Annotated in this window: 24 protein-coding genes and 1 pseudogene; 14 read left to right on the top strand and 11 right to left on the bottom strand. The window is 50.0% G+C overall.

All coding sequences use genetic code 11. The features are described 5' to 3' along the window. Positions 1-13 precede the first annotated feature (13 nt). The gene (locus tag SK34_RS16935) at positions 14-1393 is read right to left on the bottom strand and encodes an MFS transporter (RefSeq protein ID WP_032949099.1); all 1380 of its coding nucleotides are present in this window, start codon (positions 1391-1393) and stop codon (positions 14-16) included. Between the two features lie 26 nt (positions 1394-1419). After that, positions 1420-2496 carry a zinc-binding dehydrogenase gene (locus SK34_RS16930; RefSeq protein ID WP_044700068.1) on the bottom strand — a complete coding sequence of 359 codons (1077 nt, stop codon included), beginning with the start codon at positions 2494-2496 and terminating at the stop codon, positions 1420-1422. Between the two features lie 296 nt (positions 2497-2792). Here SK34_RS16930 and SK34_RS16925 point away from each other — a divergent pair, with 296 nt between their 5' ends. Further along, positions 2793-4046, top strand: coding sequence for a chitinase ChiD (locus SK34_RS16925; RefSeq protein WP_048233569.1), 1254 nt, complete (start codon positions 2793-2795; stop codon positions 4044-4046). Positions 4047-4139: 93 nt separating this feature from the next. Next, positions 4140-4484: an HNH nuclease YajD gene (gene yajD, locus SK34_RS16920; protein WP_003832478.1), complete on the top strand. Its 345-nt coding sequence runs from the start codon at positions 4140-4142 to the stop codon at positions 4482-4484. Positions 4485-4528: 44 nt separating this feature from the next. Here the strand turns inward: yajD and SK34_RS16915 are convergent, their stop codons facing one another. Together SK34_RS16915 and msrB are read right to left on the bottom strand one after the other, a co-directional pair. Further along, the gene (locus SK34_RS16915; RefSeq protein ID WP_003030693.1) at positions 4529-4804 is read right to left on the bottom strand and encodes a YeaC family protein; all 276 of its coding nucleotides are present in this window, start codon (positions 4802-4804) and stop codon (positions 4529-4531) included. Positions 4805-4846: 42 nt separating this feature from the next. Then, on the bottom strand, positions 4847-5260 hold the full coding sequence (gene msrB / locus SK34_RS16910; protein ID WP_003846657.1) for a peptide-methionine (R)-S-oxide reductase MsrB: 414 nt from the start codon (positions 5258-5260) through the stop codon (positions 4847-4849). 341 nt (positions 5261-5601) lie between these two features. Between msrB and gapA the strand changes: the two genes are divergently transcribed. After that, positions 5602-6597: a glyceraldehyde-3-phosphate dehydrogenase gene (gene gapA / locus SK34_RS16905; protein WP_003030697.1), complete on the top strand. Its 996-nt coding sequence runs from the start codon at positions 5602-5604 to the stop codon at positions 6595-6597. An 83-nt stretch (positions 6598-6680) separates the two neighbouring features. Then, a complete protein-coding gene (locus SK34_RS16900) occupies positions 6681-7565 on the top strand; it encodes a D-hexose-6-phosphate mutarotase (protein WP_003846660.1) in 885 nt (294 codons plus the stop codon). A 196-nt stretch (positions 7566-7761) separates the two neighbouring features. Here the strand turns inward: SK34_RS16900 and SK34_RS16895 are convergent, their stop codons facing one another. Together SK34_RS16895 and SK34_RS16890 are read right to left on the bottom strand one after the other, a co-directional pair. After that, entirely contained in the window at positions 7762-8616 is an 855-nt protein-coding gene (locus SK34_RS16895) for an aldo/keto reductase (protein ID WP_003846662.1), read from the bottom strand. Positions 8617-8775: 159 nt separating this feature from the next. Beyond that, on the bottom strand, positions 8776-9522 hold the full coding sequence (locus tag SK34_RS16890) for a MipA/OmpV family protein (protein WP_003030706.1): 747 nt from the start codon (positions 9520-9522) through the stop codon (positions 8776-8778). Positions 9523-9955: 433 nt separating this feature from the next. On the opposite strand from SK34_RS16890, the gene yeaG reads away from it, so the two are divergent. After that, on the top strand, positions 9956-11890 hold the full coding sequence (yeaG, locus tag SK34_RS16885; protein ID WP_003030707.1) for a protein kinase YeaG: 1935 nt from the start codon (positions 9956-9958) through the stop codon (positions 11888-11890). 121 nt (positions 11891-12011) lie between these two features. Then, positions 12012-13295, top strand: a complete 1284-nt coding sequence (locus SK34_RS16880) for a YeaH/YhbH family protein (protein WP_003030708.1) — start codon at positions 12012-12014, stop codon at positions 13293-13295. A gap of 65 nt (positions 13296-13360) precedes the next feature. On the opposite strand, the gene SK34_RS16875 is transcribed toward SK34_RS16880, so the two are convergent. Continuing rightward, positions 13361-14131, bottom strand: coding sequence for a class I SAM-dependent methyltransferase (locus SK34_RS16875; RefSeq protein ID WP_048233567.1), 771 nt, complete (start codon positions 14129-14131; stop codon positions 13361-13363). A gap of 163 nt (positions 14132-14294) precedes the next feature. Here SK34_RS16875 and dgcJ point away from each other — a divergent pair, with 163 nt between their 5' ends. The 3 genes from dgcJ to SK34_RS16860 all read left to right on the top strand — a co-directional run bounded on the left by dgcJ (position 14295) and on the right by SK34_RS16860 (position 16917). Further along, the gene (dgcJ, locus tag SK34_RS16870; RefSeq protein ID WP_003840869.1) at positions 14295-15785 is read left to right on the top strand and encodes a diguanylate cyclase DgcJ; all 1491 of its coding nucleotides are present in this window, start codon (positions 14295-14297) and stop codon (positions 15783-15785) included. A gap of 43 nt (positions 15786-15828) precedes the next feature. Further along, positions 15829-16332, top strand: coding sequence for a YbaK/prolyl-tRNA synthetase associated domain-containing protein (locus SK34_RS16865; RefSeq protein ID WP_003030712.1), 504 nt, complete (start codon positions 15829-15831; stop codon positions 16330-16332). 138 nt (positions 16333-16470) lie between these two features. Beyond that, the gene (locus SK34_RS16860) at positions 16471-16917 is read left to right on the top strand and encodes a DUF441 domain-containing protein (protein ID WP_003832453.1); all 447 of its coding nucleotides are present in this window, start codon (positions 16471-16473) and stop codon (positions 16915-16917) included. Here SK34_RS16860 and SK34_RS16855 read toward each other — a convergent pair. Then, positions 16900-17692: pseudogene (locus SK34_RS16855) on the bottom strand (AraC family transcriptional regulator); the annotation flags it as partial. The gene SK34_RS16860 and the pseudogene SK34_RS16855 sit on opposite strands and share 18 nt — an antisense overlap. 99 nt (positions 17693-17791) lie before the next feature. Here SK34_RS16855 and SK34_RS16850 point away from each other — a divergent pair. Then, a complete protein-coding gene (locus SK34_RS16850; RefSeq protein WP_046670553.1) occupies positions 17792-18979 on the top strand; it encodes a CynX/NimT family MFS transporter in 1188 nt (395 codons plus the stop codon). A 36-nt stretch (positions 18980-19015) separates the two neighbouring features. On the opposite strand, the gene SK34_RS16845 is transcribed toward SK34_RS16850, so the two are convergent. Further along, the gene (locus SK34_RS16845; protein WP_048233565.1) at positions 19016-19723 is read right to left on the bottom strand and encodes a CTP synthase C-terminal region-related (seleno)protein; all 708 of its coding nucleotides are present in this window, start codon (positions 19721-19723) and stop codon (positions 19016-19018) included. Between the two features lie 177 nt (positions 19724-19900). Between SK34_RS16845 and SK34_RS16840 the strand changes: the two genes are divergently transcribed. Beyond that, complete coding sequence (locus SK34_RS16840) at positions 19901-20248, top strand: DUF488 domain-containing protein (protein ID WP_003030722.1); 348 nt, start codon at positions 19901-19903, stop codon at positions 20246-20248. 7 nt (positions 20249-20255) lie between these two features. Here SK34_RS16840 and SK34_RS16835 read toward each other — a convergent pair whose 3' ends face one another. Further along, complete coding sequence (locus SK34_RS16835) at positions 20256-20504, bottom strand: putative hemolysin (RefSeq protein ID WP_003840866.1); 249 nt, start codon at positions 20502-20504, stop codon at positions 20256-20258. Positions 20505-20690: 186 nt separating this feature from the next. Here SK34_RS16835 and SK34_RS16830 point away from each other — a divergent pair, with 186 nt between their 5' ends. The 3 genes from SK34_RS16830 to yoaJ are packed head-to-tail and all read left to right on the top strand — an operon-like array spanning position 20691 to position 21939. Then, positions 20691-21716 carry a sensor domain-containing diguanylate cyclase gene (locus tag SK34_RS16830; RefSeq protein ID WP_032936130.1) on the top strand — a complete coding sequence of 342 codons (1026 nt, stop codon included), beginning with the start codon at positions 20691-20693 and terminating at the stop codon, positions 21714-21716. A gap of 47 nt (positions 21717-21763) precedes the next feature. After that, positions 21764-21862: a YoaK family small membrane protein gene (locus SK34_RS24695; RefSeq protein ID WP_156178940.1), complete on the top strand. Its 99-nt coding sequence runs from the start codon at positions 21764-21766 to the stop codon at positions 21860-21862. A 2-nt stretch (positions 21863-21864) separates the two neighbouring features. Next, entirely contained in the window at positions 21865-21939 is a 75-nt protein-coding gene (yoaJ, locus tag SK34_RS24690) for a protein YoaJ (protein WP_099530266.1), read from the top strand. Positions 21940-21988: 49 nt separating this feature from the next. Here yoaJ and SK34_RS16825 read toward each other — a convergent pair whose 3' ends face one another. Further along, entirely contained in the window at positions 21989-22237 is a 249-nt protein-coding gene (locus tag SK34_RS16825; RefSeq protein WP_003030729.1) for a GlsB/YeaQ/YmgE family stress response membrane protein, read from the bottom strand. Between the last annotated feature and the right edge of the window lie 63 nt (positions 22238-22300).

The following is a 22300-nucleotide window of genomic DNA, read 5'->3' as shown; positions in this document are numbered from 1 at the left end:
TTTCCCATCAATATTATTTGCTGGTAACTGCATCAATACCGAGACTTTCGACAGAGACGCCTTTGGTTTCAATTCCGATGGTAGCAATGGCGACAGCGACAATAATGGAGACCGCACCCAGCAGTACAAATACACCCGTCACTCCATAACCGTTAAGCAATACCGCGACCGCATAAGGCGCAGCGATACCACTGATACGCCCTACCGCATTCGCCAGACCAGAACCGCGGAGTTTCGCTTCGGTTGGCCATATTTCCGGAACATAGACTGCCGAGGCATAGCAAACGTACATATAGACAAAAGTAATCAGGAAGAAACCAATTAGCGTAATCAGCAGCATGCTGGTTTGCAGTGAATAGATATATCCCAGCACGGCAATTAACACTAATAACCCTACACCCATGGTCTTTCTCGGAATTTTATCCATTACCAGCATGGCGATAAAAATCCCAAACGGCGCGCCGAACATACTCATGGTATTTAAGACAATGGAGTCTTTCAGATTAATGCCCTGCGTCATAAATATTGTCGGTAGCCAATTAATTAAGGTGTACTGGACGACGTTCATGGCAATCAGAACAAAGGAACCCAAAATAACCCGCTTCAGTAACACCCCTGTTAATAATGCGGAGTACGGAACAGAACACGGTTGTTTGCCATCATCATCTATTACGACTGGTGGCAGCGGCCTACCGGTCTGTCGAATGACACCTTCCTCAATTGCCCGCATCACCTTTTCGGCTTCCTGGTAGCGCCCGCGAGACTCCAGCCAGCGAGGCGACTCAGGGAAACTGCGCCAGGCAATAACCGTTGCTATGAGCGACAGCACCGCAGGAATCAACAACTGTACACGCCAGTTCCATTCCGCGCTGATAAGTGGCGTCAGCCCCATCGCAATCAGCGAACAGAGTGGATAAGACCAGTTGCCGATAAACGAGACCCGACTCGACCATGTACCACGATTTCTGCCAGGCATATATTCGGTAAACCCGGCAAATAAGGTCACTAACAGCGCGCCTAATCCAACTCCCATTACAAAACGGCAGGCGATCAGAAAGGTCATATTGGGTGAAAACGCACCCACGATCATAGAAATAATATGAATCGCTTCATATAGAATAAATGCGTTTTTACGCCCGATTTTATCGCCAATAATTCCCCCACCGAGCGCGCCGAGAAACATTCCAGCCGTCGTAATGGCAGAGAACGTGGCGGTGGTGGAATTATCAGTCCAGCCAAGTTCTTTTAACTGCGCGAGAATTAATCCGCCGACGGCATTACTCCAGCAAACCAGTAATCCGAAGGCAACCATCGCAAACATTGACGTATGCCAGCGACAGTCAGGTAGCCTGTCCAGTCTGGCGCCGCAGTGCGGTTTTGCTATTTGTTCCATGCGATAACGTCCTTTTAATAAACATGTTATTCATCAAAGTCGTAAGTCATGATGACTTTAATCGCGGTTTTATTGACCATGGCGTCAAATCCTTCGCGCCATTGCGACAGGCCGATACGGTGAGTGATCATCGGTTTGACCTTGATCGCTCCGCTGGCCAGCAGGCGTATGGCGTTGCGCCAGGATGTAGAATCGTAGGCCATATGGCCAATGATGCTTTTGTTCCACGCGGTGATGTCGTTGATGGAGAAATCGAGAGGTTTAAAGCCCATGCCGACGCGAACGACTTCACCATTCGGGCGCAGCATTTCGATCGATTGTTTCAGAGCTATATTGGCACCAGAGCATTCAATGACTAGCCCCAGATTGTCTTTACCGCAGATTTCCTGGCAACGTGCAACCACATCTTCGGTCGAACCGTTAACGACAGCTGTCGCGCCCAGGTCTTTGGCGATGGGGAAGCGTACGGCAACATCCTCTTCCAGCCCGACCATCACAATATTAACGGCCCCCATAATGCGCGCCATTTGCACGGAAAAGAGCCCTAATGGGCCGGTGCCGAAAACCACGACGTCCTGGCCGGGAAGGAATTTGGATTGCTGAGCAATAGATTTGTAGGCGTTACAGATAGGATCCAGCACCGCCGCTTCTTCATAATCAACGCCTTGTGGGATTTCCCACAGCGCATGGCGGTGAATTTTGAGGATTTCCCCCGGCACCAGGCAATATTTAGAGAACCCTCCGCCCCATGTGTTGTTGTCGAGACCTAAGTTCACTTTTTCTGTACAACACAGAAAATCGCCTTGTTCGCAGGCCGGGCAAACACCGCAGACATGTCCACTATTGTCAGAAACCACCCGCTGACCGACTTTCCAGTCCTTAACTTTGTCGCCAACGCGGACAATTTTACCGGCGAACTCATGGCCGCGGATGGAGTTAAATTGATCAGATCCGCTATCAACATTGTAGTGTTTCATGTCCGCGCCGCAGATAGCCGCCGCTTTGATTTCAATCACGATGTCATCCGGGCCACAAACTGGTTCCGGTACATCAATCATCTTATAGCCGCCAAAGGCCTTGCCAAATCTTGCCAGTGCTTTCATTGAATTTTCCTTTGTGTTCAGTTTTGCATCAGTGACAATCATACTTATCCATATAATTTTTGAGGTCAACATCAAATCTTTAAAACACAGATTATTATCTGCATTTCACAACCAAGATCACAAATAAATGCAAAGATGAATTGAAAACCAAGTGAACCTGGCAGCCGCTTCGCTAAAATGGCGTGAACCCCTTCGCATTTTTCCTGTTATGAAACTGTTAACCTGCGGATGCTTTTTTTTTCGCCACGCCATTTCCGTGGCGTGTTTACTTGTTTAAATGTCAAAGAGGAACACCGATGAAACTATTGCCTTTGTTGGCAGCATTACCCTTGCTCTGCGCCAGCGTTGTTTCCGCCAATTCACTGATGTCAGTTGGCTACTTTAATGGCGGTGGCGACGTCACTGCCGGTCCTGGCGGCGACATCAATAAACTGGATGTTCGCCAGATAACTCATCTCAACTATTCGTTTGGCCTTGTCTACAACAACGAAAAAGACGAGACCAATGACGCCTTAAAAGACGCCAGCAAACTGCATCAAATTTGGCTTTCACAGAAAGTGCAGGATGATTTGCTGAAAATTCCACAGCTGCGTAAACAAAATCCAAACCTGAAAGTGTTACTTTCCGTCGGCGGTTGGGGAGCGCGTGGATTCTCTGGTGCGGCGGCAACGAAGGATACGCGCGCAGTGTTTATTCAGTCTGCGCAAGAGATAATTGCGAAATATGGTCTGGATGGCATCGATCTCGACTGGGAATATCCGGTTAACGGCGCCTGGGGACTGGTCGAAAGCCAACCGGCTGACCGCGCTAACTTTACCGCGCTGCTAACAGAACTGCGGGCCGCATTGGGGCATAAAAAACTGCTGACCATCGCCGTGGGCGCAAATGCAGAAAGTCCGAAAAGCTGGGTAGATGTAAAAGCCATTGCACCATCGCTCGACTACATCAACCTGATGACCTATGACATGGCTTACGGCACCCAGTATTTTAACTCGAACCTGTATGATTCGACGCAATGGCCGACGGTCGCCGCGGCGGATAAGTACAGCGCCGATTTTGTGGTCAGTAACTATCTTGCTGCCGGTCTGAAACCGAGCCAAATGAATCTGGGCATTGGCTTTTATGGACGCGTACCAAAACGCGCCGTTGAACCAGGCATTGACTGGAGCAAACCTGACGCGCAGAAAAATCCTGTTACCCAGCCCTATTTCGAGCCTGCGCAAATTGAGTTGTTCAAATCACTGGGCGTCGACCTGAGCAAAGATACCTACGTGAAGTACAACGATATCGTGGCGAAGTTGATCAACGATCCGCAAAAACGCTTTAGCCAACATTGGGATGATGAAGCGAAAGTGCCGTGGCTGTCGGTGCAGTCTGCGGATGGAAAAACACTCTTTGCCCTCTCCTATGAAAATCCGCGTTCGGTGGCGATCAAAGCCGACTACATCAAAAGCAAAGGGTTGGGAGGCGCCATGTTCTGGGAGTACGGCGCAGATGACAATAATCAGTTGGCGAAGCAGTTAGCCGATTCGTTAGGCATCAAACACTGATCCCAACGCCTGACACAATAGGTTATGATTAGCACATTCTGCTGCGCCAGCTTTTGGCGCAGCTCTTCATTTTCTACTGGAGGCATGAGCTTTATGGCTTTTATCCCTAAAAATTACGCCCGTCTGGAAGTCGGATATCGGGAAAAGGCGCTAAAGCTCTTCCCTTGGGTTTGTGGACGTTGTTCCCGTGAGTTCGTGTATTCAAATTTGCGCGAGCTGACAGTACATCACATCGATCACGATCACTCCAATAACCCGGAAGACGGTAGCAACTGGGAAATGTTGTGCCTGTACTGCCACGATCACGAGCATTCCAAATATACGGAAGCGGACCAGTATGGTTCAACGGTGGTTGCAGGAGAAGATGCGCAAAAGGCCGTAGGCGAAGCGAAATACAACCCGTTCGCCGATCTGAAAGCGATGATGAATAAGAAATAACATCAACTGCAGGCCCGACATCGATGTCTGCCGGGCCAGGGTAATCAGGATTTAAACGTCGCAATCGGTTCGGGCGTAATACCAAACTCAACCTTCAACTGCTGCTTGCTCTTCATCACCATCTCACCGTTGGTATCAATCGTCATATGCTGCGCGTCAATATTGTTACGCGCCTGCCATAACATCACCAACTGTAAGCTATTCTCTTTTTGTTCTGCTGTTAGCGCTACCCCATCCGGCCACTTTCCGAGCTCAACGGCAGTCGATAAGCGCTGATAAACTTCCGGCGTCATACTGTTGATCATCTCATCAAGATTCATGTTAAATCCACTCTCCGTAGAATAATTTGCTGAATCGTTTCTTCAACCCTTGGTTTGCTCACCGTTTTCACTATCAGCGAAGTTCAAAGACGCTGAGTTAACGCAGTACCGTTCACCGGTAGGTTTCGGACCATCCGGGAAGACGTGTCCCAGGTGCGCATCGCAGTTTCCGCAGCGGATTTCTATGCGCTGCATGCCGTGTGACGTATCTTTTATGTAATGGATAGCCTCATCGCTGACAGGCTCGTAAAAGCTGGGCCAGCCGCAGCCAGAGTCATATTTTGTCTCGGAACGAAATAGCGGTTTATCGCAGATCAGACAGTGGTAGATGCCGTCACGCTTGTTATGCAGCAAACGCCCGGTAAATGGCGGTTCTGTCCCGTGATTCTGCGTCACGTAGAACTGCATTTCGGTTAAATTTTTTTTCAGTTCTTCTGGAGAAGGTTGATTAGCCATTTGCTCACATCTCGCTTTATCTAAACTCACATCGCGAGACAGATTCTAACAAAACATTAACACCGGAGTGCGAACTTTTGTTCTAAACTTGATCCTTGCGAAATGGCAGCCTGCAATTCGTGATCAGAATCACGTTTTTATCTTGATTGCCCTTTAAAATTCGGGCCGCCGACCCCATGTGGTTTCAAGCCCAAAGGAAGAGTGAGGCGAGTCAGTTGCGCAAAGCTTAGGCAGCAGATTGATTTGTCGCAATGATTGACACGATTCCGCTTGACGCTGCGTAAGGTTTTTGTAATTTTACAGGCAACCTTTTATTCACTAACAAATAGCTGGTGGAATATATGACTATCAAAGTAGGTATCAACGGTTTTGGCCGTATCGGTCGCATTGTTTTCCGTGCTGCTCAAGAACGTTCTGACATCGAGATCGTTGCAATCAACGACCTGTTAGACGCTGACTACATGGCTTACATGCTGAAATATGACTCCACTCACGGCCGTTTCAACGGTACCGTTGAAGTGAAAGACGGTCATCTGATCGTAAACGGTAAAAAAATCCGTGTTACCGCTGAACGTGATCCGGCTAACCTGAAATGGGACGAAGTTGGTGTTGACGTAGTAGCTGAAGCTACTGGCCTGTTCCTGACAGATGAAACCGCTCGTAAGCACATCACTGCTGGCGCGAAAAAAGTGGTTCTGACTGGTCCGTCCAAAGATAACACTCCGATGTTTGTTAAAGGCGCTAACTTTGACAAATACGAAGGTCAGGACATCGTTTCTAACGCTTCCTGCACCACTAACTGCCTGGCTCCGCTGGCTAAAGTTATCAACGACAACTTCGGCATCATCGAAGGTCTGATGACTACTGTTCACGCGACCACCGCTACTCAGAAAACCGTTGATGGCCCGTCTCACAAAGACTGGCGCGGCGGCCGCGGCGCATCCCAGAACATCATCCCGTCCTCTACCGGTGCAGCTAAAGCTGTAGGTAAAGTACTGCCAGAACTGAACGGCAAACTGACTGGTATGGCGTTCCGCGTTCCTACCCCGAACGTATCCGTTGTTGACCTGACCGTTCGTCTGGAAAAAGCTGCTTCTTACGAAGAAATTAAGAAAGCAATCAAAGCTGCTTCCGAAGGCCCGATGAAAGGCGTTCTGGGTTACACCGAAGACGACGTAGTATCTACCGATTTCAACGGTGAAGTTTGCACTTCCGTGTTCGATGCTAAAGCTGGTATCGCACTGAACGACAACTTCGTGAAACTGGTATCCTGGTACGACAACGAAACCGGCTACTCTAACAAAGTTCTGGACCTGATTGCTCACATCTCCAAATAAGTTGAGATGAGTATCTGATCCAAAAAGGCGACTTCGGTCGCCTTTTTTTATGACCAAAATATTCACATACCAAGGATTGCATCATGATTAACAAAATTTTCGCTCTCCCGGTCATTGAACAGCTTACCCCTGTCCTCTCCCGCCGTCAGCTTGATGAGCTTGAGGTTCTTGTTGTCGATCACCCCCAGGTTAAAGCGTCTTTCGCGCTACAGGGCGCACATCTTCTTTCCTGGAAACCAAACGGCGAAGAGGAAGTCCTGTGGTTAAGCAACAATACCCCGTTTAAAACCGGCGTAGCGCTGCGTGGCGGCGTACCAATTTGCTGGCCGTGGTTTGGTCCGGCTGCTCAGCAGGGCCTGCCTTCGCATGGTTTTGCCCGTAACTTGCCATGGACGCTGAAAGCGCACAACGAAGACGACAATGGCGTGGTGTTGACGTTTGAACTGCAGAGCAATGCCGAAACGCGTCAGCTTTGGCCGCACGAGTTTTGCCTGCTGGCCCGTTTCAAAGTGGGAGCCACCTGTGAGATGGAGCTGGAAGCTCACGGTGAGTTTGAAACCACCTCGGCACTGCATACCTATTTCAACGTTGGTGACATTGCGGCAGTGAAAGTTAGTGGTCTCGGCGATCGCCTGATCGATAAAGTGAATGATGCTAAAGAAGATGTGCTGGCTGATGGTATCCAGACCTTCCCGGACCGCACCGATCGTGTCTATCTGAATCCGGAAGCGTGCAGCGTGATTCATGATGATGCGTTGAATCGCAATATCGACGTTGTCCACCACCACCACCTGAATGTCGTGGGCTGGAACCCTGGCCCGGCGCTGTCCGTCAGTATGGGCGACATGCCGGATGATGGCTACAAAACGTTTGTTTGTGTAGAAACGGCTTACGCGACCGCTCCGCAGAAAACCACCGAAGAAAAACCATCTCGCCTCGCGCAGACTATTCGTGTTGCTAAACGCTAAGACAACTCTGCACAACATGCCGGATGCGGCTAACGCCTTATCCGGCCTACAAACACACGCAGTCGTAGGCCTGATAAGCGCAGCGCCATCAGGTAAATCAGTGCAACATGCCGGATGCGGCTAACGCCTTATCCGGCATGCAAACCACACGCAGCCGTTGGCCTGATAAGCTGCGTGAGCATCGTCATTTGGCAAATCAGGCCATATCCAGCGCTGTTTTACCTTTTGGCGCCGGATACGCCTTATCTAACTGCTTCAGCTCATCTACAGAGAGCGTTATCTGCAGCGCGGCGGCATTTTGTTCGACATGCGCTACGCTTGCGGCTTTCGGAATTGCTATTACACCCGACTGACGAATCACCCACGCCAGCAAAATCTGCGCAGCACTAACATTGTGCACGCGCGCAATGTCATTCACCACGGAATTAGAAAGCAAATCGCCACGCAGGCGTCCCGCCTGGGCCAGCGGACTGTATGCCATAACCGGCATCTGCTGCTGCTGGCACCACGGCAGTAAATCATATTCAATACCGCGCGAGGCTAAATGATAAAGCACCTGGTTAGTCGCACACTCCCGTCCACCGGGTACCTGCCATAACGCCTGCATATCATCATAATCGAGATTTGAGACGCCCCAACGGCGGATTTTCCCTTGCGCAATCAGTGTTTCCATGGCATCGACGGTCTCTGCAAATGAAAAATCGCCCATCCAGTGCAGCAAATAGAGATCCAGATAATCAGTTTTCAGTCGACGCAGGCTGGCTTCGCAGGCGGCAATGGCTTTCTCTCCACCGGCATTCCATGGGTAAACTTTCGAGACTAAAAAAGCGCTATCACGCCGTCCCGTTAATGCTTCACCCACCACCTCTTCCGCTGCACCATCAGCGTACATTTCTGCGGTATCAATCAATCGCAGGCCGAGATCCAGTCCGGCCTGCAGCGCAGACACTTCATCCCGGCGTCGGCTTGGATCCTCGCCCATGTACCATGTTCCCTGCCCAATAGCAGGAAGCGATACCTGGTTTGTAAACGTCACCTGTTTCGCTGTCATCGCACCCTCCTGTGTTAATGCACCACAGTAAAGCAAAACAACGTGCATGTGTCCTGTTAGGGTGCACAAATTGCACCATCATGATCTGGGGGTTGTCTTAAATTTAATGACGTAAAAAAGCCCGCAGAGATGCGGGCTAGTGTTTGACACGCAGTGGCATCAGAACTTATAGGTCACACCTACCGAGAAGATGCCAGACCAGGACTTATCGACCATCGGGCTGTCTTTCACTTCATCACTCAAACGCACATAACGGCCAGTGCCGTACACGTTCCAGTTGCCAAGGAAGTTATAGCTCGCGGTCAACTCCAGGTACGGATCCCATCCATCGTCAGCGTTGTAGCTATTCAGACCACTGCGGCGAGACTCGTGATTGGACACACCATAATAGTAGTCGTTGTAGTTTTCGCTGCTGTACTGCACACCGATACCCGGCGTCAGGGTCAGACCACCATTGGTGTAACGGTAGAGCCAGGCCAGATCCCAGATAAAGCCGTTGCTGTTATCCAGGGTATCACCCGCCAGCGCGGTACGCAGGAAACCATACTGGGTGTTATGTACATATGATAGGCCAGCCATCAAGCTGCTTTTACGCTTGTCGAGTTGGCGTAAAGCATGGCTATCGCTATCACCCGGCTTGAAATGCGTCGGATCATAGTACGCCATGATGGAAAGCTTATCTGCCGTATCATTCCACAAATAGTAACCGCCACCCAAGCCGCGGAACCACACATTATCGCCTTCATAGGTGACAACCGGAACAGGGTAAACATCGCGGTCATACTGTTTGTACGGGCTGTTAATCACACCAACACCCGCGCCAACAGTCCACTGACTTTCCGCCTGTGCGGTGCTAACTGCGGTTGCGGCAAGGACGCCAAGTGCCAGAAGTTTGAGTTTGGTCACAATCCATAATTCCTTATTCAAATGTGTAGCGGTCAAAGTGTAACCGCCAATACGCTTCAGCCCAACTATTTTACGTATTCACCCCAGAATGTAACCCCCTAATTTCTCAGCGAGTGATGACATTTTGCTTGCAGCACGGTGAACACCGCATGAATCCCGCTCCAATTCTTTACATAAGATGTGCTTTTTTTGCTGATGAGTTATTGATATGCCATTGAAATTCATTTGCGCACACAGGCAAGTTTTGCAAATGCCATCTACGCTTAATTTTAGAAGGTGTATCACCGAATACGTTGATCTCCTGACCACTAAAATGGCATGAGAGTTGCTTATTTCTTCAGCAGCGACGTCGTTCAGTTTACCTCTTCAGGGGCCTCTACTATTCATATGAACGGCTCTTAACATGTGCTAAAAAACGAAAGGACGGCATACCATGAATATATTCGATCACTATCGCCAGCGTTATGAAGCTGCCAAGGACGAAGAGTTCACGCTGCAGGAGTTTCTTACCACTTGTCGGCAAGATCGCAGTGCTTATGCCAACGCGGCAGAGCGGCTATTAATGGCTATTGGTGAGCCTGTCATGGTTGACACTGCCCATGAACCTCGACTTTCTCGACTCTTTTCGAATCGGGTAATTGCACGCTATCCCGCTTTTGAAGAGTTTTACGGCATGGAAGACGCCATTGAGCAGATTGTTTCTTATTTGAAGCATGCGGCTCAAGGTCTGGAAGAGAAGAAGCAGATTCTGTATCTGCTGGGGCCTGTGGGAGGGGGGAAATCATCTCTTGCTGAGCGGCTGAAGTCGCTGATGCAACGAGTACCGATTTATGTCCTGAGCGCCAATGGCGAACGTAGCCCGGTCAACGATCATCCGTTATGCCTGTTTAATCCGCAGGAAGACGCGCAGATCCTGGAAAAAGAGTATGGGATCCCGCGTCGTTATCTCGGTACGATCATGTCGCCGTGGGCTGCTAAACGTCTGCATGATTTTGGCGGGGACATTACAAAATTCCGCGTCGTCAAAGTCTGGCCGTCTATTCTGGAGCAGATCGCTATCGCTAAAACGGAGCCTGGTGATGAAAACAACCAGGATATTTCTGCGCTGGTCGGGAAAGTGGATATTCGTAAACTCGAACACCACGCCCAGAACGATCCTGATGCCTACGGTTATTCGGGCGCACTGTGCCGCTCAAACCAGGGGATTATGGAGTTCGTTGAGATGTTTAAAGCACCGATTAAAGTGCTGCATCCTCTGCTGACCGCCACCCAGGAAGGAAACTACAACGGGACAGAAGGTATCTCCGCCCTGCCGTTTAACGGGATTATTCTTGCCCACTCGAACGAGTCTGAATGGGTAACGTTCCGTAATAACAAAAACAATGAGGCGTTCCTTGACCGTGTTTACATCGTCAAAGTGCCTTATTGCCTGCGGATCTCTGAAGAGATCAAAATTTACGAAAAACTGCTTAACCACAGTGAGCTGACCCATGCGCCTTGCGCACCGGGCACGTTGGAAACGCTCTCTCGCTTTACTATTCTTTCTCGCCTGAAAGAACCTGAGAACTCGAGCATTTACTCGAAGATGCGCGTTTACGATGGCGAAAGCCTGAAAGATACCGATCCAAAAGCGAAATCCTATCAGGAGTATCGTGATTACGCCGGGGTTGATGAGGGAATGAACGGTCTGTCCACGCGTTTCGCGTTTAAGATCCTCTCTCGCGTATTTAACTTTGACCATGCTGAAGTGGCAGCTAACCCGGTTCATCTGTTCTACGTACTGGAGCAGCAAATCGAGCGTGAACAGTTCCCGCAGGAGCAAGCTGAGCGTTATCTTGAGTTCCTGAAAGGCTATCTGATCCCGAAATATGCTGAATTCATCGGCAAGGAGATCCAGACAGCTTATCTCGAATCCTATTCCGAATACGGACAGAACATTTTCGACCGTTATGTCACTTATGCGGATTTCTGGATTCAGGATCAGGAGTATCGCGATCCAGATACCGGGCAGCTGTTTGATCGCGAGTCACTGAACTCAGAACTGGAGAAAATTGAGAAGCCGGCGGGTATCAGTAACCCGAAAGATTTCCGTAACGAGATCGTCAACTTTGTTCTGCGTGCCAGAGCGAATAACAGCGGTCGCAATCCAAACTGGACCAGTTACGAAAAACTACGCACGGTTATTGAGAAGAAAATGTTCTCCAATACCGAGGAGCTGCTGCCGGTCATTTCGTTCAATGCTAAAACCTCGACTGACGAGCAGAAAAAACACGACGATTTTGTCGACCGTATGATGGAAAAAGGCTACACGCGTAAACAGGTGCGTTTACTGTGCGAATGGTATTTGCGCGTACGTAAATCGTCTTAACATAAGTGCCCGGTGGCGCATGCGCTTACCGGGCTTGCAAAACAATGTTCCGTAGGCCGGATAGCGACAGCGCCATCCGGCACTTACAGACATGGCGAACAGTTGGCAGTACGGGGGGCTTATGACCTGGTTTATTGACCGGCGTCTTAACGGCAAAAACAAGAGCACGGTAAACCGCCAGCGCTTCTTACGCCGTTATAAATCGCAAATTAAACAGTCGATCTCCGAGGCCATTAACAAGCGTTCGGTGACTGATGTGGATAGCGGCGAATCTGTCTCTATTCCGACTGATGATATTAGCGAACCAATGTTTCATCAGGGACGTGGTGGCCTGCGCCATCGCGTACATCCGGGTAACGACCATTTTGTGCAGAATGACCGCATTGAACGCCCACAAGGCGGCGGTGGCGGCTCAGGAAGTGGACAAGGCCAGGCCAGCCAGGATGGTGAGGGTCAGGATGAGTTCGTCTTTCAGATCTCTAAAGATGAATATCTTGATCTGTTGTTCGAAGATTTAGCACTTCCTAACCTGAAGCAGAATCAGCAGCGTCAGTTAACGGAGTATAAAACACACCGGGCAGGTTTTACCTCTAACGGTGTGCCTGCCAACATTAGCGTGGTGCGATCCCTGCAAAACTCACTGGCGCGCCGTACGGCGATGACAGCGGGTAAGCGTCGCGAACTGCATGCTCTCGAAGCGGATCTGGAAACCATCGCGAAAAGCGAACCAGCGCAGTTGCTGGAAGAGGAACGGTTACGCAAAGAGATTGCCGAACTGCGGGCAAAAATCGAACGCGTGCCATTTATCGACACCTTTGATTTACGCTACAAAAATTATGAAAAACGCCCCGACCCTTCCAGCCAGGCGGTGATGTTCTGCCTGATGGACGTCTCTGGTTCGATGGACCAGTCGACCAAAGATATGGCTAAACGCTTTTATATCCTGCTGTATCTGTTCTTAAGCCGGACCTATAAGAACGTGGAGGTGGTTTATATTCGCCACCATACCCAGGCGAAAGAAGTGGATGAACATGAGTTCTTCTACTCTCAGGAAACCGGGGGAACCATTGTCTCCAGTGCGCTGAAGTTAATGGATGAAGTGGTGAAAGATCGCTACAACCCTGCCCAGTGGAACATCTATGCTGCACAGGCATCGGACGGTGATAACTGGGCAGATGATTCACCGCTGTGTCATGAGATTTTGGCGAAAAAGCTACTGCCAGTGGTACGCTATTACAGCTATATCGAAATCACTCGCCGCGCCCACCAAACCTTATGGCGTGAATACGAACATCTGCAATCAACCTTTGATAACTTTGCGATGCAGCATATCCGCGACCAGGATGATATTTACCCGGTATTTCGCGAACTGTTTCATAAGCAAAGTACGACCAGTAACAATTAATCTAAACAAATCAGTCAGCGCGTAGATGTGCTGACTGATTTTATAAATAGTGCCCCATCCTGTTTTTATTTTCCCTTAACAGAGCAGCAGGCAATGTAGTTTAGCTGATGACGTTGCGAACGGAAGAAGCGAAACATTTTCAGGAACCGACGACGATTTTCGCTCGTGCGTAAGCCGTTAAACACAATTTTAACTGCCCCTGTAAGCCCTTCATCACGAATTAATCCGCGCGGTGACATCAGCGACATGTTGCCATTCTGCTGCAAGACCTGTTCGAACCCGCAGTTAAGAAACAAATCACGCCAGCCTTGTCTGGTCATTGGGCTAACGTTTGATTTCACCACATCGACAAGCTGGCCCTGTTCGCCCGCGCCCAGTTTTTGGGCGGTGAACATAATATCGTGGGTGAGCAGGCGCCCACCGGGCTTCAACACGCGATAATATTCGGCAATTAACTTCGCCTTCGCTTTATCGGCATACATTGTCAGCATGGCTTCGTTAATCACAACATCAAAACTGTTATCCGCAAAAGGCAGGGTACTGGCATTCGCAGCCATCACATGGATGTGATTTTCCAGACCATTTGCTGCCACATTATTTCTGGCATTAGACAGCGCGGTTTTATCCATATCGATAGCGTAGACCGTACAACCAAAGCGTTGAACTATCTCTATTGCCGTGGTGGCCATATTACAGGCCACTTCCAGAACCTGGCTGCCGGGCGTCAGTTGTGACTGGCTAAACAACCATTCTGTTGCTTCAACGCCGCCCGGACGCAGACGGGTTTTGCCCAGGCTGGCTAAAAATGTATGACCCGCTTTTTCAGTCGCGCTCATTGGCCTGTCTCCCTTTATAAGCTGCATTATAAATACAACATTAAGAGTTAAAGGTGAAGCGCGCGAATGATTTTTATTACAAAATGTCCTTGCCCGTAGCGTTAGAGCGGATGTATGCCGTGTGATAGACTGAACTATCAGACTTACAGGGCTGTAAATCATTATGAAATTGCATCATAAAGCGCTCAGGCTCTTTATCTCCGTCAGCGTAATTGTTTTGACGTCTTCTTTTTTGGTTTATGAGCTCATTGCCAGCGATAAAGCAATGAATGCGTACATGCGCTATATCAATGAGAAAGCCGACTCATCGTTTCTCTATGATAAGTACACAAATCAGAGCATCGCAGCCCATCTGATGCGTACATTTTCGTCCCCCCATGAACCAGCCTCTCTCGAACAGCAAAAAGCACTTTGCACCGCTTTCGACAGCGTTAACGGCGCTCATGGGCTCAACCTTACTAAGCACAACTATCTGCCATTGCACGGTACGTTGCAGACCACCTCAACAAAATGTAGTGAACAGCTTGATGACATTTTTCTGCTGCCTTCTTTTGACCGGGCGGTCAATGTTAATCGTCAGCAGAAAGATTACGGTCAGGGATTAGGGACGTTAGAGTATAAATTTCGATATTACGTCGATCTCAAAAATAACTACGTCTATTTCTATGATTTGATCGACTCGCGGAAATTTGCGATACACAACTGGTCGTTTTTGCAAAAAGGTACGCTGGGAATCGACCAGAATGATATTGATGGTATTTTCACCGGCCGCACGGTGATTTCCAGTATTTATGAAGATAATCTGACCGAGAAAAAAGTGATGAGCTTTTTAACACCGGTCTACTACACCGGTAAGTTAAAAGGTGTGGTGATGGTAGATATTAATAAAGAGAATTTACAGAATATTTTCTATACCAGCGACCGCCCTCTCGTCTGGCGCTATCTTAACGTAACGGTCTCGGATACCAGCTCCGGTAAAGAGATTCTCGTTCATAAAAGTGAAACCGATCTGTTCCGCTATGTTGACTATGAGAAGGACATACCCGGTGGTATACGCATCACACTCTCACTCGATGTTATGTATTTTATTGTCTCGTCCTGGAAGATATTCGCATTCTATTTACTGGCAACGATATTACTGCTGAATATGGTCAGAACGCATTTTCGGTTGTATCACAACGTCACGCGGGAAAATGTCAGTGATGCGATGACCGGGCTCTACAACCGTAAAATTTTAACGCCGGCGCTTGAGCAGCGTTTGCAACAGTTGGTGAACACGGGAACGCTCGTCACCTTTATCGCCATCGACTGCGATAAACTGAAAGTCATCAATGACACGTTAGGGCATAAAGAAGGCGATCGGATTATCACCCATCTGGCCAAAGCCATTCAAAGCTCTATTCGCAAAAGCGACTACGCCATCCGCCTCGGCGGCGATGAGTTTTGTATTATCCTCATCGACCACCCCAGTGATTTAACGCCCCGCCTGCTGGAAAGAATTCGCTATAACTTACAAATTATTGCGCATGATATATCCATCAGCTTCTCCGCCGGGGTTTATAATATGCAGCCGAACGACACTATTGATGATGCTTACAAAGCATCTGATGCACAGCTCTATCTGAACAAACAGAAAAAACACGCCGGTGCGTGATTATTTTTCTGCAGGATTTTCATTGTTGTACCAGGAGTAAGTCATGACGGAAGTGAACAAAGGTAACGCAACGCATCAGCGTTTAATTTCGCTGTTGTCAGAGCAAGGCGCAACGTACCGCGTGGTAAGCCATGAAGCCGTCGGCAAATGTGAGGCAGTTTCTGAAATTCGTGGTACCGCACTGGGCCAGGGAGCAAAAGCGCTGGTCTGCAAAGTAAAAGGCAACGGCGTCAATCAGCATGTTCTGGCGATCCTCTCTGCCGATCAGCAGGCCGACCTGAGCCGGTTAGCCAGCCATATTGGCGGGTTGAGAGCGTCTCTTGCCAGCCCGGCGGAGGTAGATGAACTGACTGGCTGCGTATTTGGCGCTATCCCACCGTTCAGTTTTCATCCTAATCTCAAGCTGGTCGCTGATCCGCTATTGTTTGAGCGTTTTCATGAAATTGCGTTTAATGCCGGGTTGCTGGAAAAATCCGTGATCATGGATACCGCAGATTACCTGCGTATCGCGCAACCTGAATTAATCCCTTTCCGCCGCGAACAATAATAGTCTGCGTTAGCAGTAAAAAACGTCGCATCGTGCGTTAGCCCAAAAAAAATCATAATCATTAAAAAAAGCCTGTTCCGTCACGCATTTACGCGTACAGTAAGCAGGCTTATTTTTTCTTTTGGCAAGGAAACTACGATGTTTGATGTCACTCTGCTGATCCTCCTCGGACTGGCAGCTCTGGGCTTTGTCAGCCACAACACCACTGTCGCTGTTTCAATTCTGGTGCTGATCATTGTCCGTGTTACCCCTCTGAATACTTTCTTCCCCTGGATTGAAAAACAGGGCCTGACCGTCGGGATTATCATTCTGACCATTGGCGTCATGGCACCGATCGCCAGCGGAACGCTACCGCCCTCCACGCTCATCCACTCCTTTGTAAACTGGAAATCACTGGTCGCTATTGCCGTCGGGGTATTTGTCTCATGGCTCGGCGGACGCGGCGTTACGCTAATGGGCAGTCAGCCCCAGCTTGTTGCCGGATTACTGGTGGGCACGGTACTGGGCGTGGCGCTGTTTCGCGGTGTGCCGGTGGGGCCGCTTATTGCGGCAGGCCTGGTCTCGTTGATTGTTGGGAAGCAGTAGCCAGCCCGTTCAGATAACGGCCTGGCGTCTGCCCCAGGCCTTTTTTGAACATAGTGATAAATGCCGTGGTCGAATCGTACCCGAGCATTTGCGCGACCTGTTGTACATTGCGGCCATCGATCAACGCCTGCAGCGCCAGAATCAGCTGGAGCTGGTGACGCCAGCGGCGAAAACTCAACCCCGTTTCTTTGACGACCAGACGAGCAAGGTTACGTTCACTCATCGCAAATACGCTGGCCCATTGTCCCAACGTCTGCCATTGTGCAGGCTCTTTCGCCATCGTTGCGACCATTCTGCGAATTTTCGGGTGATCGGAAACCGGTAACTGCATCTGCTCCTGGGGTTGCTGCGGGAGTTCATCAAACAACACTTGCGTCAGCCGCTGAGTTGCCGGTTCCAGTCGCTGAGCATCCGATTTGGACGCCAGCGCCAGAATGAGTTCCCGACATAACGGGGCGATTTTCAGCGTGCAGCAACGTTCAGGCATCACGACAGCCTGCGGCTCAATAAATAGAAAACACAATTGCGCGCCCACGGTAACGTGGTTGCTGTGTGGAATTTCGCCAGGGATCCACACCGCATATTGCGGAGGCACCATCCACATAGCGTTTTCAACTTCACAGGTGATCGCGCCATGCAGCGCCAGGATCAACTGTCCCTTACGATGCTGATGCAGCGGACTGAAAAGTTCATCTTCCCGAGCCTGAATACAAAATGCTACCGCCGCATCGTGGTGCAAATCGGGCTCATATCCATCCAGTCTCAGCCCCAACATAAGAATGTCCTATTTTAGCGATAATCTGTCATTTTAGCTTGATTCATCCATAGTGTAAAAACGCTAAAGTATCGCCTCGCCTGACGATATGAGAAAAAAATGATTACTACACCTTCCTCCCGTGGCAAAAATGCAGCGTTGCTGATCGCGGGGATCCTGATGATTGCCACCACACTGCGCGTCACCTTTACCGGCGCAGCCCCGTTGCTGGATGCCATTCGCGCCGACTACGGCTTGAGTACCGCCCAGACTGGGCTTCTGACTACCCTGCCGCTGCTGGCCTTCGCGCTGGTATCACCCCTGGCTGCCGCCGTTGCGCGCCGCTGGGGCATCGAACGTAGCCTGTTTGCCGCGATGCTGTTGATTTGCGTAGGTATTGCGATTCGTTCGCTGCCTTCCTCAGGGTTCCTGTTTAGCGGTACCGCCATCATTGGTTGCGGAATCGCGTTGGGAAATGTGCTGTTACCCGGATTGATTAAGCGTGATTTTTCCCAGCATGTGGCGAAACTCACTGGCGCATACTCGCTGACCATGGGCGCGGCGGCGGCACTGGGCTCGGCAATTGTGGTTCCATTGGCACTAAATGGATTTGGCTGGCGCGGTGCGTTGATGGTGCTGATGGCCTTCCCGCTGCTGGCGCTGATTATCTGGTTGCCCCAATGCCGCCAGACTGCTCATGCCAGCCTGAGTAACTCGCGCGCCTTGCATTCCCGCGCGATCTGGCGCTCTGGCCTAGCCTGGCAAGTGACGCTGTTTCTGGGGATCAACTCCCTTGTCTATTACGTCATCATCGGCTGGCTACCCGCCATTTTAATTAGCCATGGCTACAGTGAATCTCAGGCCGGTTCGTTGCATGGTTTACTGCAGCTGGCGACTGCCGCGCCGGGAATATTGATCCCTCTCGTCCTGAACAGATTTAAGGATCAGCGCGCCATCGCCGCTCTGGTTTCGTTAATGTGCGCTGTCGGCGCGGCGGGATTCGCCATAATGCCCGAACAGGCATTGCTATGGACCATCCTGTTTGGCTTTGGCTCAGGCGCGACGATGATCCTCGGCTTAACCTTTATTGGCCTGCGCGCAAGCTCAGCGCATCAGGCTGCAGCGCTCTCCGGCATGGCACAGTCTGTCGGATATTTACTGGCCGCCTGCGGGCCACCGCTGATGGGGAAAATTCACGACCTCAACGGTAGTTGGCTGATTCCATTAACGGGTGTCGCCGTGTTAGCGATGCTGATGGCGGTGTTTGGTTTGTGCGCGGGGCGCAATCGGGAGATCGCGATCGCATAATGCAGAGGGCAGGTTCGCGGACAACCTGCCCAATATTTATCCGCGCGCGGCGCGCAGCATCGCCTGAACCAGAGGTACGGGTTTTCCCGCCAGCGCTCCGCGTTCATGCTGAAAGAGCGTGCCGACATAAAATGGATGTGTCACCAGCTCAATGGCACGAATATCACCAGCCTCATCCCAACCGGTCACACGGAGATCGCCGCGCTCCAGCTCAGCGGCAAAATCTTCCGATACGCCGTAGTTGCAGTGATATCCCTCCGAGATAACATCCCGTCCGTAGGCTTTGGCAATCAGCGTATTGGCCCGAAGCTCAATATCATCCGTTTTTTCTACCAGCGAGCAGGTCAACGGTGCTATCACCATCCGACCCGTGGTGTCCGTCTCCGCGTGGGCGGCGTCGATCCAGCCCAGCACGTTGTGGGCATACTCCAGAATGGCATGTTGAAAGCCGCCACAGGTACCCAGGAATGGGATGCTGTTTTCACGCGCATAGCGTATCGCGATCAGCGCCCCTTCCAGGTGGCGATAAGGACTGCCTGGAACGACCCAAATGGCATCATAACCTACCAGGTCCTCACTGCTGCTGATATCAGATGTGGTTAGCCAGTCATAATCAGCCACTAATTCCAGGACGGCAGCGGCATCATCAATGGCAAGAGGAATAGCCTGATGCGCCACAATATCGGGGTTGTAATCGCCCACCAGCGCAATGCGAAGCGTATCTTTAATCGGGGAAATTTCCATTAAACGTTCCTTATGTCCAGACAATGAGGGACACTATAAGGAGCCTCAGCCTACCGATTTTTTGTTGGTATCACAATCCCTTAAATTGGGAGTCAGGGCTGGCGGAATGCTATAATGGTCACGTTTTACGATCTTATTTAACCGTAATAGCGATAGCTTAATGGAGCGGATGAAGAGATGAATATTCAGTGCAAACGTGTGTATGACCCGGCAGAAAAAAGCGATGGTTACCGCGTGTTGGTCGACCGGTTATGGCCTCGCGGGGTGAAAAAGAGCGATCTTATTTTCAACGAATGGAATAAAGCACTTACCCCGTCATCTGATTTACGTAAGGCATTCCACGCAGAGTTGATTGATTTCTCGCATTTTTCTGAGCAATATCGCGCTGAACTGGCTCAACAGCAGCAAGAAGGAAAGCGCCTCGCAGAGATTGCCCGACAGCAAACCTTAACGCTACTGTATGCGGCGAAAAATACCCAGCAAAACCACGCGCTGGTGCTCGCTGAGTGGCTACGTCAATGCTGACCGCGTATCACTTGCCCGCTGTCGGATGATCTCTACGCCAGAGCGCCCATTCATCAATCACTTCCCCTCCGGGTAGTTTGCAGTCTGACCTTACGCCTTGCGGAGTCTGCACCGCAACCAGCGTACCGCCCTTTTGTTCGCAATACACCGATGCCGGATTCGCCATGCCGATTTTTGGTGGTTTAGGGGCATCAGGCTGCGTGGTACACCCCGCCAGCACCAGCAAGCCGGGCAAAATAATAGACGCTAGTTTCATCTCTACTCCTGTTTAAAAGCATTATTCCGGCAGGTTACCCCGACTTCCCTTCTATCTCCATGTTTTACGTTCTAATTTCAATTTTATGATTACATTTCAGCCAGAAACACGTGTTTCATCTTGCTCCCTGATGTTCTATCATGCGCCCACGCCAGCCTTGTCATCACTCAGGAGTATTTACACCTCATGTCGGACATGATCCTTGCCAGAGTCTCACAATCCTTAGCCACGGAGCAGTCAGTTGAGAGTCTGGTACGCCAACTTCTGGAAATGCTGGAAGTAGTGACTGAGATGGAATCTACATACTTGACCAAGGTCGATCTGGATGCCCGTCTGCAGCATATTCTGTATGCGCGTAATAGCTGCCAAATGCAGATCCCCGAAGGGCTGTCCGTACCGTGGGATGAGACGCTGTGCAAACGCGCTATTGAGGAAAACTGTCTGTACAGCGACAACGTGCCCGTACGATGGCCGGAATGTACCACCGCTCGCGCACTGGACATCACCACTTTTCTGAGTACTCCCGTTCATCTTCCGGACGGAACGTTTTACGGTACGCTCTGCGCCACCAGTCGCCGCCAGCATGCGTTAAGCGAACGTGGTGAACAGGTGTTGCATCTGTTTGCCGGACTAATCGCCCAGTCTATTCAAAAAGAGTCGCTGGTTGCTCAGTTACGTGAAGCGAACGCTGCGCTGATTGCTCACTCCTACACCGATGCCCTGACCGGATTACCGAATCGGCGCGCAATTTTTGAAAATGTAGAGACCCTTTTTTCGCTCGCCCGCCACCTCAGGCAGAAGATAGTTGTCGCCTATATCGATTTGGATGATTTCAAATTGATCAATGACCGCTTTGGCCACGAGGTTGGCGACCAGTTCCTGATCCAGATTGGCCACCGCCTGCTGCGTAAATGTAGTGATAATGACATTCTCGGTCGACTGGGCGGTGACGAATTTTTAGTCGCTCGCCTGTCGCCGGAAGATGACAGGGAGCAACGTGTTCGTCTGCAGCAGGTGAAACATCAGTTGCAGCAGCAAATTTGCGGCGACTATCACCTGGGCGATATTCATCTGTTTTATCCTGGTGCCAGTCTGGGCGTGGTGGAAATTGATCCGCTGGAGACTGATGTAAACTGTGCGCTTCATCTCGCAGACAGCGCAATGTACAAGGATAAAAAGCGTCAGGATAAAACCGCTTTTGTCGTACATTAACCCCTGCTATGCTGACTCGTCTTTAAATAACTCTGGTAGATAATCGTATGCGACTCGGTATTATTTTCCCTGTCATTATTTTCATTTCCACTGTCGTTTTCTTATCCTGGTTTTTTATTGGCGGTTACGCTGCGCCTGGAGCATAACGATGAAAAAAACAACGCTTATTATGATTGGCGTGGCTATCATCGTGGTTCTGGGCACGGAACTGGGGTGGTGGTAACCAAAGAAAAAGGCCACTTATCAGTGGCCTCTATTGTCTGCATGTTTACTTAACTTTTGACTTTTCTATAGATAAACAACACCACAATCGCACCGATAACCGCTACGACAAAACTGCCAAAGTTGAAACCATCAACTTTACCAAAACCAAAGAAGGTACTGATCCAGCCACCCACTACCGCACCGACAACCCCTAAGATGATGGTCATAAAGAATCCGCCGCCATCTTTACCCGGCATAATCCATTTTGCCAAAATCCCAGCGATAAGACCGAAAATCACCCATGAAATAATGCCCATAATATCCCTCACTTATGTTTTTAAGTTAACGATTCGCTCGTTGTATAAAAGCATAGCATAGCG

The organism is Citrobacter sp. MGH104, from assembly GCF_001034485.1.
Classification (GTDB): Bacteria; Pseudomonadota; Gammaproteobacteria; order Enterobacterales; family Enterobacteriaceae; genus Citrobacter; species Citrobacter freundii.
This window is presented reverse-complemented; position numbering and strand designations above follow the sequence as displayed.

Bases quoted from the DNA above. Each gene is read 5' to 3' on its own strand.
- SK34_RS16915 (WP_003030693.1), bottom strand. From the start codon at position 4,804: ATGAATCTTGATGAGATGATCAACAGTATGACGCCGGAAGTTTATCAG.
- SK34_RS16930 (WP_044700068.1), bottom strand. From the start codon at position 2,496: ATGAAAGCACTGGCAAGATTTGGCAAGGCCTTTGGCGGCTATAAGATG.
- SK34_RS16860 (WP_003832453.1), top strand. From the start codon at position 16,471: ATGTTTGATGTCACTCTGCTGATCCTCCTCGGACTGGCAGCTCTGGGC.
- SK34_RS16850 (WP_046670553.1), top strand. From the start codon at position 17,792: ATGATTACTACACCTTCCTCCCGTGGCAAAAATGCAGCGTTGCTGATC.
- SK34_RS16845 (WP_048233565.1), bottom strand. From the start codon at position 19,723: ATGGAAATTTCCCCGATTAAAGATACGCTTCGCATTGCGCTGGTGGGC.
- SK34_RS16895 (WP_003846662.1), bottom strand. From the start codon at position 8,616: ATGACAGCGAAACAGGTGACGTTTACAAACCAGGTATCGCTTCCTGCT.
- yajD (WP_003832478.1), top strand. From the start codon at position 4,140: ATGGCTTTTATCCCTAAAAATTACGCCCGTCTGGAAGTCGGATATCGG.
- SK34_RS16875 (WP_048233567.1), bottom strand. From the start codon at position 14,131: ATGAGCGCGACTGAAAAAGCGGGTCATACATTTTTAGCCAGCCTGGGC.
- SK34_RS24695 (WP_156178940.1), top strand. From the start codon at position 21,764: ATGCGACTCGGTATTATTTTCCCTGTCATTATTTTCATTTCCACTGTC.
- dgcJ (WP_003840869.1), top strand. From the start codon at position 14,295: ATGAAATTGCATCATAAAGCGCTCAGGCTCTTTATCTCCGTCAGCGTA.
- SK34_RS16880 (WP_003030708.1), top strand. From the start codon at position 12,012: ATGACCTGGTTTATTGACCGGCGTCTTAACGGCAAAAACAAGAGCACG.
- SK34_RS16935 (WP_032949099.1), bottom strand. From the start codon at position 1,393: ATGGAACAAATAGCAAAACCGCACTGCGGCGCCAGACTGGACAGGCTA.
- SK34_RS16835 (WP_003840866.1), bottom strand. From the start codon at position 20,504: ATGAAACTAGCGTCTATTATTTTGCCCGGCTTGCTGGTGCTGGCGGGG.
- gapA (WP_003030697.1), top strand. From the start codon at position 5,602: ATGACTATCAAAGTAGGTATCAACGGTTTTGGCCGTATCGGTCGCATT.
- SK34_RS16900 (WP_003846660.1), top strand. From the start codon at position 6,681: ATGATTAACAAAATTTTCGCTCTCCCGGTCATTGAACAGCTTACCCCT.
- SK34_RS16830 (WP_032936130.1), top strand. From the start codon at position 20,691: ATGTCGGACATGATCCTTGCCAGAGTCTCACAATCCTTAGCCACGGAG.
- SK34_RS16925 (WP_048233569.1), top strand. From the start codon at position 2,793: ATGAAACTATTGCCTTTGTTGGCAGCATTACCCTTGCTCTGCGCCAGC.
- yeaG (WP_003030707.1), top strand. From the start codon at position 9,956: ATGAATATATTCGATCACTATCGCCAGCGTTATGAAGCTGCCAAGGAC.
- SK34_RS16825 (WP_003030729.1), bottom strand. From the start codon at position 22,237: ATGGGCATTATTTCATGGGTGATTTTCGGTCTTATCGCTGGGATTTTG.
- SK34_RS16865 (WP_003030712.1), top strand. From the start codon at position 15,829: ATGACGGAAGTGAACAAAGGTAACGCAACGCATCAGCGTTTAATTTCG.
- msrB (WP_003846657.1), bottom strand. From the start codon at position 5,260: ATGGCTAATCAACCTTCTCCAGAAGAACTGAAAAAAAATTTAACCGAA.
- SK34_RS16840 (WP_003030722.1), top strand. From the start codon at position 19,901: ATGAATATTCAGTGCAAACGTGTGTATGACCCGGCAGAAAAAAGCGAT.